Annotated in this window: 11 protein-coding genes and 1 tRNA gene; 9 read left to right on the forward strand and 3 right to left on the reverse strand. The window is 65.7% G+C overall.

Annotated features, from left to right (window positions below):
• Complete coding sequence (locus tag sphst_RS00150; RefSeq protein WP_031394197.1) at positions 1-903, forward strand: flagellar motor protein MotB; 903 nt, start codon at positions 1-3, stop codon at positions 901-903.
• 137 nt (positions 904-1040) lie between these two features.
• Here the strand turns inward: sphst_RS00150 and sphst_RS00155 are convergent, their stop codons facing one another.
• Together sphst_RS00155 and sphst_RS00160 are read right to left on the reverse strand one after the other, a co-directional pair.
• Positions 1041-1532 (reverse strand): MucR family transcriptional regulator, encoded by a 492-nt coding sequence (locus tag sphst_RS00155; protein WP_031394198.1) that lies wholly within the window; start codon positions 1530-1532, stop codon positions 1041-1043.
• A gap of 585 nt (positions 1533-2117) precedes the next feature.
• Positions 2118-2204 (reverse strand) — tRNA-Leu (locus tag sphst_RS00160).
• A 102-nt stretch (positions 2205-2306) separates the two neighbouring features.
• Here sphst_RS00160 and sphst_RS00165 point away from each other — a divergent pair.
• The 8 genes from sphst_RS00165 to sphst_RS00200 all read left to right on the forward strand — a co-directional run bounded on the left by sphst_RS00165 (position 2307) and on the right by sphst_RS00200 (position 12376).
• Positions 2307-3284, forward strand: a complete 978-nt coding sequence (locus sphst_RS00165) for a complex I NDUFA9 subunit family protein (RefSeq protein ID WP_051916382.1) — start codon at positions 2307-2309, stop codon at positions 3282-3284.
• Positions 3285-3356: 72 nt separating this feature from the next.
• Positions 3357-4166: an undecaprenyl-diphosphate phosphatase gene (locus sphst_RS00170; RefSeq protein WP_031394200.1), complete on the forward strand. Its 810-nt coding sequence runs from the start codon at positions 3357-3359 to the stop codon at positions 4164-4166.
• A gap of 152 nt (positions 4167-4318) precedes the next feature.
• Positions 4319-5761 (forward strand): NAD(P)-dependent oxidoreductase, encoded by a 1443-nt coding sequence (locus sphst_RS00175; RefSeq protein ID WP_056409692.1) that lies wholly within the window; start codon positions 4319-4321, stop codon positions 5759-5761.
• The gene (locus tag sphst_RS00180; RefSeq protein ID WP_031396484.1) at positions 5758-6054 is read left to right on the forward strand and encodes a nucleotidyltransferase domain-containing protein; all 297 of its coding nucleotides are present in this window, start codon (positions 5758-5760) and stop codon (positions 6052-6054) included. The genes sphst_RS00175 and sphst_RS00180 overlap by 4 nt, the downstream gene beginning before the upstream one ends.
• Positions 6051-6524 (forward strand): HepT-like ribonuclease domain-containing protein, encoded by a 474-nt coding sequence (locus sphst_RS00185; RefSeq protein WP_031396483.1) that lies wholly within the window; start codon positions 6051-6053, stop codon positions 6522-6524. Before sphst_RS00180 ends, sphst_RS00185 begins: the two co-directional genes overlap by 4 nt.
• On the forward strand, positions 6521-11029 hold the full coding sequence (gene gltB / locus sphst_RS00190; protein ID WP_031396482.1) for a glutamate synthase large subunit: 4509 nt from the start codon (positions 6521-6523) through the stop codon (positions 11027-11029). Before sphst_RS00185 ends, gltB begins: the two co-directional genes overlap by 4 nt.
• A gap of 325 nt (positions 11030-11354) precedes the next feature.
• Complete coding sequence (locus sphst_RS00195; RefSeq protein WP_031396481.1) at positions 11355-12029, forward strand: glutathione S-transferase family protein; 675 nt, start codon at positions 11355-11357, stop codon at positions 12027-12029.
• 2 nt (positions 12030-12031) lie between these two features.
• A complete protein-coding gene (locus tag sphst_RS00200) occupies positions 12032-12376 on the forward strand; it encodes a tRNA-binding protein (protein ID WP_031396480.1) in 345 nt (114 codons plus the stop codon).
• Between the two features lie 34 nt (positions 12377-12410).
• Here sphst_RS00200 and pepN read toward each other — a convergent pair whose 3' ends face one another.
• On the reverse strand, positions 12411-15023 hold the full coding sequence (gene pepN / locus sphst_RS00205; RefSeq protein WP_031396479.1) for an aminopeptidase N: 2613 nt from the start codon (positions 15021-15023) through the stop codon (positions 12411-12413).
• Positions 15024-15053 lie beyond the last annotated feature (30 nt).

The following is a 15053-nucleotide window of genomic DNA, read 5'->3' on the forward strand; positions in this document are numbered from 1 at the left end:
ATGGCACGCGCGCCGCACGGGGCGAACCAGCCGCCCAAGATCATCGTCAAGAAGGTCTATATCGAGGGCCATGGCGGCCATCATGGCGGTGCCTGGAAGGTCGCCTATGCCGATTTCGTGACCGCGATGATGGCGTTCTTCCTGCTGCTGTGGATCCTCGGCGCGACGACCGAGAAACAGCGCAAGGGCATTGCCGACTATTTCGCGCCGACGCTGATCGACACGCACACGCTGGGGATCGGCGGCGGTGCGCTGCTCGGTGGCGAATCGATCCTGTCGAAGAACAAAATCGGTCCGCAAGCCGGACAGACCAGCCTGCCGCAGATCGCCATTCCGAATGCGGGCGCGGGCGGCGCGGACACCGGCACCGGGCCCAAGGGCAACAAGAAGGGGCTCGACGCGCTGAATGCGGAGGATCGCCGCAATTTCGACGCGATGCGCCGCAAGGTGCTCCGCCAGATCGAACAGTCGAAGAACCTGTCGCGTCTCGCGAGCCACATCCGCTTCGTGCCGACCCAGGACGGGATGCGCATCGACCTGATCGACGATGCCGATTATTCGATGTTCGCGATGGGCACGACGGCGCTCGACGCCAGGGCAGGCGATCTGATCGGGATGATCGCGGGATCGATCGCCGGGTCGGCCAACCCGATCATGATCCGCGGGCACACCGACAGCGTGCCCTATGGCGATCCGCGCGCGATGAACAACTGGATGCTTTCGTCGGGCCGCGCCGAGGCGACACGACGGCGGCTGCTCGCCGGCGGCACGCCCGAGGCGCGCTTCGAACGGATCGAGGGTGTCGCGGACCGCGAGCCGCTGATCGTCAAGAACCCGAGCGATCCGCGCAACCGGCGCGTCGCGATCACCTTGCTCTACCGTCGGGGTCGTTTCGGCAGCTAGCCCGGCGCGACGACCCGGCCGGTGTCCGCCGGGGTGGTGAGGGGCGGCAACGGCGCGTGCGACCTGCCTAATGCGAAAAGGGGCCGGTGGCGAACCACCGGCCCCTGCAGGCGCTCGTATCGATCGACCCGCGTTGCTTATTCGGCGACAGCCTCGACCTTGCGCTTGCGCTGCGGCGCAGCAGCCGGGGCTTCGGTCTTGCGGGCGCCGGGCTTGCGACCGAGACCAATCTTCTTGGCCATGGCACGGCGGCTTTCCGAATAGGTCTCGGCGACCATTGGATAGTCCGGCTTCAGCCCGTAGCGTTCGCGATATTCGATCGGCGTCATGCCGTGCGTCGCCAGGTGGCGGCGCAGTGTCTTGTACGGCTTGCCGTCGATCATCGAGATGATGTGATCTTTCGATGCCAGCGATTTCCGGACCGAAACTGCCGGGGTGTATTCGGCGACGGGTTCGACCACGGGCTCCTCCGTCGACGTGCCCAGCAATGCAGACACGGTGTCGTGCATCTTGCCAAGGAACGACGGAACCTCTTCGGCAGACGTGCGCGTATTGGGGTTTGTCAGCCACGCGATCGTCAGTTCGGTCGCCAATTCAACAGCGTTCAGCTCAATAATGTCTTCGGACATGATATGCTCCAGTCTTTGATCGACGCCTACGCCTATAGCACCCTATAATCAACATCCGATTTGAACCTATTATGCCATTTGCTATGCATTTTCTTCCAAAAGCCGTGCGGCACGGTCTCAAGACGCAATTTCACCGGCATGGATGCAGTCTCGAGGAAGATCGGGAAGTGGTCCGGGCGGACACTTATTATAGGGGATAATGTCCGATATCTTCATTAACTATGATGCAGATCAGGCCTGATTGATCCGTGGGATGAATATGGGACCGATACCATGGACCTGAATGCTACTGCGGAGGAAGGACGGTTGACCCTAACCCCTCACTGTCTTTGACGGTCCTTCCGAAGTCTGGGGCGGCGTGCGCCTGAGGTCAGTCGGCTCAAGCCGGACGCGTGTGCCTCAGTGCATCGAACCCGGGCAGCAGGCCTAGCGCTGGAGCGCTGATCTGACGGGGGCGGACCGGGCTTCGGTTGCCGAGGTGGTCGGTAATGTGTGAGCTAAGATCTGATTGCTTGGGGCATTGCCGATCGGCCGCCCGACGGGTCGCCTAAGGCGCTGACCGTCGTCTCACCCACCTGGCGAGAATGGTGCCCGGAAGAGGACTCGAACCTCCACGACCTTGCGATCGCCAGCACCTGAAGCTGGTGCGTCTACCAATTCCGCCATCCGGGCACGGGGTAGGAGGGCGCCTCTAGTGGAGGGTTGCGATGCTTGTCAACAACCCTCTTGCTGGGGCAAAGGGCGGGCAGGCATAAAGAATTGGACGGACGGGCGATGAACGACAGACTGGTGACGCTGATCGGGGGCGGAGGTTTCGTCGGCCGCTATGTCGCGCAGGCGCTGCTGGCGTCGGGTGCGCGGGTCCGGATCGCACAGCGCGATCCGCGACAGGCGTTTTTTCTCAAGCCGCTCGGCGGGCTCGGGCAGACGCAATTCGTCGGCGCCGACGTGACCAAGCCCGCGACGATCGCACAGGCGGTGCAGGGTGCGGACATCGTCGTGAACCTGGTCGGGGTGCTGGCGGGTGATTTCCACGGCGTCCAGACGCTCGGCGCGCGGACCGTGGCGGAGGCCGCCGCCAAGGCGGGGGTCGGCGCGCTGGTCCATGTCTCGGCGATCGGTGCGGACGCCGCATCGGACTCGGCCTATGGCAAGTCGAAGGGCGAGGGCGAGGCGGCGGTCCGCGCGGCCTTCCCCAACGCGACGATCCTGCGGCCGTCGATCATCTTCGGGCAGGAGGATCAGTTCGTGAACCGCTTCGCCGGGATGATCGCCAAGGCGCCGGTCGTGCCCGTGCTGCGCGCAGGAGCAAAGTTCCAGCCCGTGTTCGTCGGCAATGTCGCGGACGCGATCGTCGCCGCGGCTGCGGCTCCCGAGACGTTCGGCGGCAAGACGCTGGAGATCGGCGGGCCCGACGTCATCACCATGGGCAACCTGATCCGCTGGATCGCCGCCGCAATCGGCCGCGAACCGTCGATCGTCGAATTGCCCGATTTTGCCGGGGCACTGATCGCCAAGGCCGGGTTCCTGCCAGGCGCGCCGATCACCCAGGATCAGTGGCGGATGCTGCAGAGCGACAATATCGTCACCGGGGTCGACGGGCTGAAGGCGATGGGGATCGAGGCGACACCGATGTCGACGGTCGCGCCTGGCTGGCTCGTCCGTTTCCGCAAGGCGGGGCGGTTTGGTCGCCGCGCCGAGACTCGTGTCGAGACTGGGGTGGACATGCATTCGGCGACCCACGTGGTCTGATCCCGATGCGGGTCTAGCCGCCATCGACACTGATCGACCAGTCCTGATTCACCGCGCTGCGGGAGCTTTTGCGTGTCCGAACTTCTTACCGTCATCCTTCTCGGCATCGTCGAGGGGATCACCGAATTCCTGCCGGTCTCGTCGACAGGCCATCTCATCCTCGCGACGCGGTTGCTCGGCTATGATGCGGGGCGCTGGGAGGTGTTCAACGTCGTCATCCAGCTCGGCGCGATCCTTGCGATCGTGGTCCTGTACTGGCGCACCTTCTGGGCGGTGGGCATGGGCCTCATTCGCCGCGAACCGAAATCCTGGCTGTTCCTGCGCAATCTGGTGGTCGCCTTCATCCCTGCCGCGGTGATCGGGCTGGCGCTGCACCATTATATCGAGGCGCTGCTCGGCAATGCCGAGGTGGTCGCGATCGCGCTGGTCGTTGGCGGCTTCGCCATTCTGGCGGTCGAGCGGTTCGCACCGCGCAGCGACATCAGCGGTGTCGCGGACATCCCGCTGCGCACCGTCGTCGGGATCGGCCTGCTCCAGTGCCTCGCGATGATCCCTGGCGTCAGCCGCTCGGGCGCAACGATCCTCGGGGCGCTGGCACTCGGCGTCGAGCGGCGCACCGCCGCCGAGTTCAGCTTCTTCCTCGCCATCCCCACGATGCTGGGCGCGAGCGGGCTCGAACTGATGAAGAACCATGCGGCGCTGACCAGCGGCGATGGTGTCGGCCTGCTGTCGATCGCGATCGGCGCGCTCGTTTCGTTCGTCGTCGCGTTGCTGGTGGTCAAATGGTTCGTCGGGATCGTCACAAAGCACGGGTTTGTGCCGTTTGCCTGGTATCGCATCGCCGCGGGCTCCGCCGCGCTGGTATGGCTTCTGTCGAAATAGGTCCGGGTCGGCATATATTCTGTGAGATTTGTGAATATATTCCCCGTCCTGCCAAATTTGGCATAATTTATAGGTCAGTATAGCTGACTTAATGGGCGATTTTGCCGTGACAAACCTCCGATGACGCAATAACGCGATTGTCGGAGGCATACATGGCGAACGATTCGATGCTCAAATTCGTCGGGCGGGAGCAATCCTATCCCGACAAGCGTAATGCGGCGGAACGCGCGGACGATTTTCGCGAGATCGCCGCGCGCTATGCGGTCGAACCCGCCGAAGAGCAGGCGGGGCGCTGTTCGCAATGCGGCGTGCCCTATTGCTCGGTCCATTGTCCGCTCCACAACCATATCCCCGACTGGCTGCGCCTGACTGCCGAGGGCCGGCTCCGCGAGGCGTATGAGCTGAGCAACGCGACCTCGACCATGCCCGAGATCTGCGGTCGCATCTGTCCGCAGGACCGGCTGTGCGAGGGTAATTGCGTCATCGAGTTCACGGGCCACGGCGCGGTCACGATCGGCTCGGTCGAGAAGTTCATCACCGACACCGCCTGGGAGAATGGCTGGGTCGAGCCGCTGGTCCCCGGCAAGTCTCGCGGCCAGTCGGTCGGCGTGATCGGGGCAGGGCCTGCCGGGCTGAGCGCCGCCGAATATCTGCGCGGCCACGGCTATGACGTGCACGTCTATGATCGTTACGACCGCGCGGGCGGCCTGCTCACTTATGGCATTCCCGGGTTCAAGCTCGAAAAGCCGATTGTCATGCGTCGGGTCGAGCGACTGAAGACCGCGGGCATCGTGTTCCACGAAGGCTTTGCGGTCGGTGACGACGCCAGCCTCGACGAGCTGCGCCAGCGCCACGACGCGATCCTGATCGCGACCGGCGTGTACAAGGCGCGCGCGATGGACCTGCCCGGTGGCGGTTCCAATGGCGTGGTGGCGGCGCTCGACTTCCTCGTCGCGTCGAACCGCAAGGGTTTCGGTGATGCGGTCCCCGCGTTTGACGACGGCAGCCTGAATGCCGAGGGCAAGGACGTCGTCGTGATCGGCGGCGGCGATACCGCGATGGACTGTGTCCGCACCGCGATCCGCCAGGGCGCCAAGTCGGTGAAATGCCTCTATCGCCGCGACCGCGCGAACATGCCCGGGTCGCAGCGCGAAGTCGCCAATGCCGAGGAGGAGGGCGTCGAATTCGTCTGGTTGTCGGGCCCGCAGAGCTTCGACGGCGGCGAGAGCGTGTCGAGCGTCAAGGTGCGCAAGATGCGTCTGGGCGCAGCCGATGCGAGCGGTCGCCGCACGCCCGAACCCGATCCTGCCGGTGACTATTCGGTCGATGCCGACCTGGTCATCAAGGCGCTGGGCTTCGATGCCGAGGACCTGCCGACCTTGTTCGCGACGCCCGAACTGGGGGTAAGCCGCTGGGGTACCGTGCTGGTCGATGGCAAGACGCTGATGACCAGCCTCGACGGCGTGTTCGCAGCGGGCGACATCGTCCGCGGCGCAAGCCTGGTCGTGTGGGCGATCCGCGACGGGCGTGACGTGGCGGCGACGATGCACAAATATCTGAAGGCGAAGGCGGCCAGCGCGAAGGTCGCGGCGTGAGGTTGAAGCCCGACGAGGTCGCGGCGATCAAGAACGCGGCCGCGGAGACGTTCGGTGAATCCGCGGTCGTGCGTCTGTTCGGCAGCCGGATCGACGACACCGAGCGCGGTGGTGATATCGACCTTCACATCGAGGTCGACGCGGTCGCCGACGAGGGCCGTGCGCGCGGGCTATTCGAGGACAGGCTCTTCCAGCGGATCGATCCGCAGAAGGTCGATGTCGTGCTGACGATCCGTGGCGGTACGCCGCACGGCTTCGAACGGATCGCCTACCGCGACGGGATCGTGCTGTGACGGCGCCCGAAAACGATATTCTGGCCGTCATCTGCGATCGCGTGCAGTCGCTCATCACCGCCCTGGACGAGGATATGCGGCTGCTCGGTACCGTCCCGGCCGATCTCACCGCGTTCAACGCCATGACGGAACACGGCCGCGTCGGATCGCGCGCCTTGCTAAAAACGGTCGAGCAGCTGGAAGACCAGTTGATGCGGCTGTTTCGCACCATCCTTCAGGCACGCGCGGTCAATACGAAGGACCTCTATGCCCGTGATGTTGCCAACCGGATGGAATCGCTGCGCATCATCGACAGCGCCGACGACTGGATGGCGGTCGTCAAGCTGCGCAATCGTCTGGTCCACGACTATCCGCTGACCCGCGAGGCGCGGTTCGCCAAGCTGGTCGAGGCGGCCCGGGCCACCGAGACTCTCCGCGCCGCTGCCCAGCGCGCGCTCACCTACGTCGACAAGAAGGAATGGTTGGCATGACCAACGAAACCGAACGCGCCTATCTCGCCGAACACGGCATGTACCGCCCCGAGTTCGAGGGTGATGCCTGCGGCGTCGGGCTCGTCGCCGCGACCGACGGCCGCGCCTCGCGGCGCGTCGTGCAGTCCGCGGTCGATGCGCTGAAGGCGGTGTGGCACCGCGGCGCGGTCGATGCGGACGGCAAGACCGGCGATGGCGCTGGGCTTCACATCGACCTTCCGCTCAAGTTCTTCGACGACGCGGTCGCCGCCTCGGGCCACAAGGTGCGGCCGAACCGGCTCGCGGTCGGCATGATCTTCCTGCCGCGCACCGATCTGGGGGCGCAGGAGGATTGCCGGACGATCGTCGAGAGCGCGATCATCGAGGCGGGCTATACCATCTATGGCTGGCGCCAGGTGCCGGTCGACGTGTCGGTGATCGGCCAGAAGGCGCAGGCGACGCGCCCCGAGATCGAGCAGATCATGATCGCCGGGCCGCTGCCCGACGAGCAGGACGCCGCCGAGTTCGAAAAGACGCTGTACCTGGTCCGCAGGCGTATCGAGAAGCGCGTGATCGCGGCGCAGATCCAGGGCTTCTACATCTGTTCGCTGTCGTGCCGCTCGATCATCTACAAGGGGCTCTTCCTCGCCGAATCGCTGTCGGTCTTCTATCCCGATCTGTGCGACCAGCGGTTCGAGAGCCGCGTCGCGATTTTCCATCAGCGTTATTCGACCAACACCTTCCCGCAATGGTGGCTGGCGCAGCCGTTCCGCTGCCTTGCGCATAACGGCGAGATCAACACGATCCGCGGCAACAAGAACTGGATGCTGTCCCACGAGATCCGGATGGCGAGCCTCGCCTTCGGGGACAATTCGGAGGACATCAAGCCGGTGATCCCGGCAGGCGCGTCCGACACCGCCGCGCTCGATGCGGTGTTCGAGGCGATCTGCCGCTCGGGCCGCGATGCGCCGACCGCAAAGCTGATGCTGGTGCCCGAGGCAGCAAGCCCCGACATGCCGTCCGAGCACCGCGCGATGTACCAGTATCTGGCGTCGGTGATGGAGCCATGGGACGGCCCGGCCGCGCTGGCGATGACCGATGGCCGCTGGGCCGTCGCGGGCATGGACCGCAACGCGCTCAGGCCGCTGCGCTATACGCTGACCGTCGACGGGCTGCTGATCGTCGGATCGGAAAGCGGGATGGTCGTCGTTCCCGAATCGACGATCATCGCCAAGGGGCGGCTCGGGCCGGGCGAGATGATCGCGGTCGATCTCGACGAGGGTGTCCTGCTGCAGGACCGCGCGGTCAAGGATCGCATCTCCGGCGAGGCGGACTATGCCGCGATGATCGGCGAGTTCCACACGCTGGCAGACCTGCCGTCGGTCGAGGATGCCGTGGTCCGCTATGATCGCGCCGAGCTGGCACGGCGCCAGGTCGCGGCCGGGCAGACGATCGAGGACATGGAGCTGATCCTGTCGCCGATGGTCGAATCGGCCAAGGAAGCGATCGGATCGATGGGCGACGACACGCCGCTCGCGGTCATTTCGGACAAGCCGCGGTTGATCAGCCAGTTCTTCCGCCAGAATTTCAGCCAGGTGACGAACCCGCCGATCGATCCTCTGCGCGAGCGGCACGTGATGTCGCTCAAGACGCGGTTCGGCAATCTCGCCAACATCCTCGACGTGCGCGATCAGCGCGAGCGCGTGCTGGTGCTCGATTCACCGGTCCTCACCGGTGAGCATTGGGCGCGGCTGAAGGCGCATTTCGGCGGCGCGGTTGCCGAGATCGATTGCACCTTCGATGCCGGCGGCGGCCCGGAGAAGCTGCGCGCGGCGATCCAGCGGATCCGCAACGAGGCCGAGCAGGCGGTCCGCCAGGGCAAGAGCGAACTGTTCCTGACCGATGAGGCGATCGGCGAGGACCGCGTCGGCATCGCCGGCGTGCTCGCGGTGGCGGCGGTGCACACGCATCTCGTCCGTCGCGGCCTGCGCTCCTATGCGTCGATCAACGTGCGGACGGCGGAATGCCTCGACACGCATTATTATGCGGTGCTGATCGGCGTCGGCGCGACCACCGTGAACGCCTATCTCGCCGAGGCCGCGATCGTCGATCGCCAGAGCCGCGGGCTGTTCGGGGATCTCGATCTGGCCGAATGCCTCCGCCGCCACCGCGTTGCGGTCGAGGAGGGGCTGCTCAAGATCATGTCGAAAATGGGCATCGCGGTCATCTCGTCCTACCGCGGCGGCTATAATTTCGAGGCGGTGGGCCTGTCGCGCAGTCTGGTGAACGACCTGTTCCCCGGCATGCCCGCTAAGATCAGCGGCGAGGGCTATGCCTCGCTTCACGTCAACGCGACCGATCGCCACGAGGCGGCGTTCGATCCGGCGGTCGCGACGCTGCCGATCGGCGGCTTCTATCGCCAGCGCCACACTGGCGAGACGCATGCCTATTCGGCGCAGCTGATGCACCTGCTACAGACGGCGGTCGCGACCGACAGCTATACGAGCTATCTGCAATTCTCGCGCGGGGTGTCGGACCTGCCGCCGGTGTATCTGCGCGACCTGCTCCAGTTCAACTTCCCGGCCGAGGGCGTGCCCGTCGACCAGGTCGAGGCGATCACCGAGATCCGCAAGCGGTTCGTGACGCCGGGCATGTCGCTCGGCGCGCTCTCCCCCGAGGCGCACGAGACGCTGGCGATCGCGATGAACCGGATCGGCGCGAAGGCGGTGTCGGGCGAGGGCGGCGAGGACAAGTCGCGCTTCGTGCCGTACGCGAACGGCGACAATGCGAACTCGACGATCAAGCAGATCGCCTCCGGCCGGTTCGGCGTGACCGCGGAATATCTGAACGCGTGCGAGGAGATCGAGGTCAAGGTGGCGCAAGGCGCCAAGCCCGGCGAGGGCGGCCAGCTCCCCGGCTTCAAGGTGACCGAGTTCATCGCCAAGCTGCGTCATGCGACGCCCGGCGTGACGTTGATCTCGCCGCCGCCGCATCACGACATCTACTCGATCGAGGATCTGGCGCAGCTCATCTATGACCTGAAGCAGATCAATCCGCGCGCGCGCGTCTGTGTGAAGCTCGTCAGCTCGGCGGGCATCGGCACCGTGGCGGCGGGCGTCGCGAAGGCGCATGCCGACGTGATCCTGATCGCGGGGCATGTCGGCGGCACCGGCGCGTCGCCGCAGACGTCGATCAAATATGCGGGCACGCCGTGGGAAATGGGGCTGTCCGAGGTCAACCAGGTGCTGACGCTCAACGGCCTGCGCGGGCGCGTGCGGCTGCGCACCGATGGCGGACTCAAGACCGGACGCGACATCGTGATCGCCGCGATCCTCGGCGCGGAAGAGTTCGGGATCGGCACGCTGTCGCTGGTGGCGATGGGCTGCATCATGGTCCGCCAGTGTCATTCGAACACCTGTCCGGTCGGTATCTGCACGCAGAACGACGCGCTCAGGCAGAAGTTCGTCGGCACGCCCGAGAAGGTCATCAACCTGATGACGTTCATCGCCGAGGAAGTCCGCGACATCCTCGCGCGGCTGGGCGTGAAGAGCCTCGACGACGTGATCGGCCGTACCGAGCTGTTACGGCAGGTCAGCCGCGGTGCCGAGCATCTCGACGATCTCGATCTCAACCCGATCCTCGCCAAGGTCGACGCATCGGATGCCGAGCGGCGCTTTTCGCTCTCGACCTTCCGCAACGAAGTGCCCGACAGCCTCGACGCGCAGATCATCAAGGATGCCGCGGCGGTGTTCTCGCGCGGCGAGAAGATGCAGCTGACCTATTCGGTGCGCAACACGCACCGCGCGGTGGGGACGCGGCTGTCGAGCGAGATCACGCGCAAGTTCGGCATGTCGACGCTCGCCGACGATCACGTCACGATCCGGTTGCGGGGCTCGGCGGGCCAGTCGCTCGGCGCGTTCCTCTGCAAGGGGATCACGCTCGAGGTGTTCGGCGATTCGAACGACTATGTCGGCAAGGGACTGTCGGGGGGGACGATCATCGTGCGGCCCGCGGTGAGTTCGCCGCTCGCCAGCCAGGACAACACGATCATCGGCAACACCGTGCTCTATGGCGCCACCAGCGGCCGGCTGTTCGCGGCGGGGCAGGCGGGCGAGCGGTTCGCAGTCCGCAACTCAGGCGCGACCGTGGTCGTCGAGGGCTGTGGCGCGAACGGCTGCGAGTACATGACCAACGGAATCGCGGTCGTGCTCGGCGCGGTGGGGGCGAACTTCGGCGCTGGGATGACCGGCGGGATGGCGTTCGTCTATGATCCCGAGGGCCTGTTCGCAAAGCGCGCCAACCCTGAGAACATCACCTGGGACCGGGTGAAGTCGCTCCACTGGGCGGATGTCCTGCTAGACCTGGTGCGCGACCATGCGGATACGACCGACAGCAAATGGTCGAAGGGCCTGCTCGAGGACTGGGACCGGGTGGCACCGCATTTCTGGCAGATCGTGCCGAAGGAAATGCTGACGCGCCTGCCGCATCCGCTGGATGACAGCGCGGAGCTGGTCGCGGCTGAATAGCGTCTGCCGCGTATTCCACCCCGGCGAAGGCCGGGGCCCAGTTGGAAAGGTCGCAGTAACGGAGCACCGCGCTTCGTTATCTGCGCGTCCCAACTTGGCCCCGGCCTTTGCCGGGGAGGGGGTAAGAAGGGGTTCACGCGGAGACGCGGAGACGCGGAGCTTGAATCCCCTCGTCGCTTCTTGATCGCGAACGGTGATGAAGGAGCTTTGCTCATAGCGAGCGCGACACCTCCGCGCCTCCGCGTCTCCGCGTGAACCAATCTTCTTACGCACCAGCAAACCCGCGCTAGTGACACACCCGCCCGATGCCGCCTAAACGGACGCTATGTGGCAGCTTTATCAATTCCCCTTATGTCCCTTCTCGCGAAAGGTGCGCTTGCTGCTGGGCGAGAAGGGCATCGGCTACGAGCTCGTCCGCGAATCGCCCTGGGAGCGGCGTGACGAGTTTATGGACATGAACCCCGCGGGTCAGACGCCGGTGATGGTCGATGCGTCGCGCGGCGTGGCACCGCTGATCGATTCGATGGCGATCTGCGAATTTTTCGAGGAAACCGTCGAGAAGTCGGCGATGATCAACGGCACCGCGACCAACCGCGCGGAGATCCGCCGGCTGGTGACGTGGTTCGACACGCATTTCTATCGCGACGTGACCGGCCCGCTGCTCCACGAGCGGATGGTCAAGCGCCTCGCGCACCGCGCCGCACCCGATGCCAAGGGCCTGCGCGAGGCGATGAAGGCAGCGGTGGGACATCTGGATTACACCGATTACCTGCTCGATCACCGCAACTGGCTGGGCGGCGCGACGATGAGTCTGGTCGATCTGGCCGCCGCGGCGCAGATCTCGGTCACGGATTATCTCGGCGGGATCGACTGGAAGGGGCACGACCAGACGGCACGCTGGTATCGCGGGTTCAAGAGCCGGCCGAGCTTTCGTCCGTTGCTGAGCGAGCGCATGGAATTGATCGCGCCGCCCGCGCATTACGACAATGTGGACTTCTGACGATGGCCGAGCCCGGAATCGCGTTCGACGACTTTGCCAGGGTCGATATCCGGGTCGGGACGATCATCGCGGTCGAGCCCTTTCCCGAGGCCCGCAAGCCTGCGTTCAAGCTGACGATCGATTTCGGTGACACGATCGGGACCAAGCGATCCTCGGCCCAGATCACGGACCATTATTCGCCGGAGACGCTCGTCGGCCGCCAGGTCGCCGCGGTGGTCAATTTCCCGCCGCGGCAGATCGGGCCGATGATGTCCGAGGTGCTGACGCTCGGCTTTCCCGATTCAGACGGCAAGGTCGTGCTGATCGCACCGTCCGAGCCCGTCCCGAACGGCGGCCGCCTCTTCTGACGCGGCGCCGTCCGGGCCGAATCCGGCCCGGCGCCTAGCCCTCGAGGCTTTTCGAACTCTGCTCGACCATGTCGCGCGACAGTCCGGGCGTGTGCAGGATCCGCTCGAGTTCCGCACGCATCAGCCCGGCGCGTTTGGCGTCGAACCGGCGCCAGCGACCAAGCGGCGGCAGGAGCTTTGCCGCGGTCTGCGGATTGAGCCGGTCGAGCGCAATCAGATGATCCGCGAGGAAGCGATAGCCGCTGCCGTCGATCGCGTGAAAGGCACGCTGGTTTGCCGCGAACGCGCCGATGAGCGCGCGCGCGCGGTTCGGATTGGTCAGCGTGAAGTCGGGATGGCGGGCGAGCGCCGCGACGACCGTGCCGGTATCGTCGCGTGACGACTGGGCCTGGGTCTGGAACCACTTGTCTAGCACCAGCGGATTGGTGCTGTAGCGCGCGTAGAAGCGGTTGAGCGCCGTGTCGCGCTGTGCCGCCGTCGAGCTGACGAGCGCGGTCAGCGCGCCCTGGCGGTCGGTCATGTTGTCCGCCCCCTCGAACTGCGCGAGTGCCAGTTCGGCGGCGTCGGGGGCGTCGCTCGCCATGATATAGGCGAGCGCGACCGAGCGCAGCCGGCGCAGGCCCTTGCCCTCGGGCGTATAGGCAAAGGGTGCCGAACCGGCGCGCGCATGCGCCTGGCGCCACTGGCGTTCGAGCTGCGTGCCGAGATCGCGACGCAGGCCGTCGCGCGCGCGGAAGATGGCGTCGGGATCGACGATCCGCATCTGGTCGCCGATAAAACTCTCGGAGGGGAGCATCACCGCTTCGGCGATGAAGGCGGGGTCGAGCTCGGGATCCTCCAGCGTCCGGGCGACCGCAGCGATCACACCGTCATGCTCCGCCCGACCCGTGCTCGCGCTGGCCACGAGCGTCTCGAGCATCAGCTGCTGCATCGCCTCATACCGCGCGAAGGGATCGTCGTCATGCGCGCTGAGAAAGGCGAGGTCCGCCGCGCTACGATCGCTTTCGACCACGACCGGCGCGGAAAAGCCGCGGTTGATCGACAGGACCGGGCGTTCGTCGATCCCCTCGAACCGGATCGTCTCGCCCGGCCCGTCGAGCAGGACGAGCCGTTCGTCGATCAGGGCGGTGCCCGTGTCGGCGCCGAACAGCTTGATCGCGAGCGGCAAGACCATCGGCGCCTTGTCCGGCTGGCCCGGCGTGGCGGGCACATGCTGCGCCAGCGTCAGCGTCGCGCGCCGCGCCGCGGGATCATGCGACAGGCTTGCCGAGAGACGCGGAGTGCCTGCCTGCGAATACCAGAGGCGGAACTGCGTCAGATCGATCCCGCTCGCCTCTTCCATGCTGGCGACGAAATCCTCGCAGGTCGCGGCGGTGCCGTCGAAGCGGTCGAAATACAGATCGGTCCCCGCCCGGAAGTTCTTCGGCCCGAGGATCGCCGCCATCATGCGGATCAGCTCGGCGCCCTTGTTGTAGATCGTCGCGGTGTAGAAGTTGGAGATCTCCTGATAGGATTCGGGGCGGACGGGATGCGCGAGCGGCCCTGAATCCTCGGGAAACTGCGACGCACGCAGGCCGCGGACGTCCTCGATCCGCTTGACCGCACGGCTGCCCTGGTCGGCGGAGAAACCCTGGTCGCGATAGACCGTGAAGCCCTCCTTCAGCGACAGCTGGAACCAGTCGCGGCAGGTGATCCGGTTGCCCGACCAGTTGTGGAAATATTCATGCGCGACGACCGCGGCGATCGCGTCATAGTCGTAATCGGTCGCGGTATCGGGGTCGGCCAGGATGTAGCGCGAGTTGAAGATGTTGAGGCCCTTGTTCTCCATCGCGCCGAAATTGAAGTCATCGACCGCGACGATGTTGAACACGTCGAGATCATATTCGCGGCCATAGGTCGCCTCGTCCCAGGCCATGGAGAGCGCCAGCGCCTCGAGCGCATGATCGGTCTTGGCGAGGTCCGCCTTGCGCACCCAGATGCCGAGCGACACCTCGCGCCCCGACATCGTCGTGAAACGGCCCGAATTGACCGCAAGATCCCCGGCGACGATCGCGAAGAGATAGGAGGGCTTGGGGAAGGGGTCGTTCCATTCCGCCCAGTGGCGGCCATCGGCGAGATCGCCCTGTGCGACGGGGTCGCCGTTCGCCAGCAGCACGGGGAAACGCGCCTTGTCCGCGGTCATCCGCACCGAATAGCGGCTGAGCACGTCGGGGCGGTCGGGGAAATAGGTGATGCGCCGAAACCCCTCCGCCTCGCACTGCGTGCACAGATTGCCGCCCGAGGCATAGAGCCCCATCAGCTGGGTGTTGCGGTCGGGGGCGATCTCGACCTCGGTCTCGACGACATGCGCGTCACCCGACAGGGGGATCACCAGCTGCTCGCCCTCGAAATGCCAGTCGTTGACCGCGACGCCGTCGACCATGATCGACAGCGGTCGCTGGCCTGCCCCATCGAGCTTCAGCGGATCGCGGTGGTCACCGTTGCGGGTGACGGACAGCGTCGCGATGACGCGTGTCGCGGACGGATCGAGCGTGAACTCCAGCCGTGTCGTCGGCACCAGCCAGGCCGGCGCCGTATAATCGACCCGGCGAATGGCGACCGGGGCAGCGATGTCGGGCTGGGCGAGGCTGTGTTGGATGTCGAGCATAGGAGTCGAATATAGGGGCCGTCGCGGGCT

It is taken from the genome of Sphingomonas sp. STIS6.2, assembly GCF_000732685.2.
In the GTDB taxonomy this organism is placed as follows: domain Bacteria; phylum Pseudomonadota; class Alphaproteobacteria; order Sphingomonadales; family Sphingomonadaceae; genus Sphingomonas; species Sphingomonas aerolata.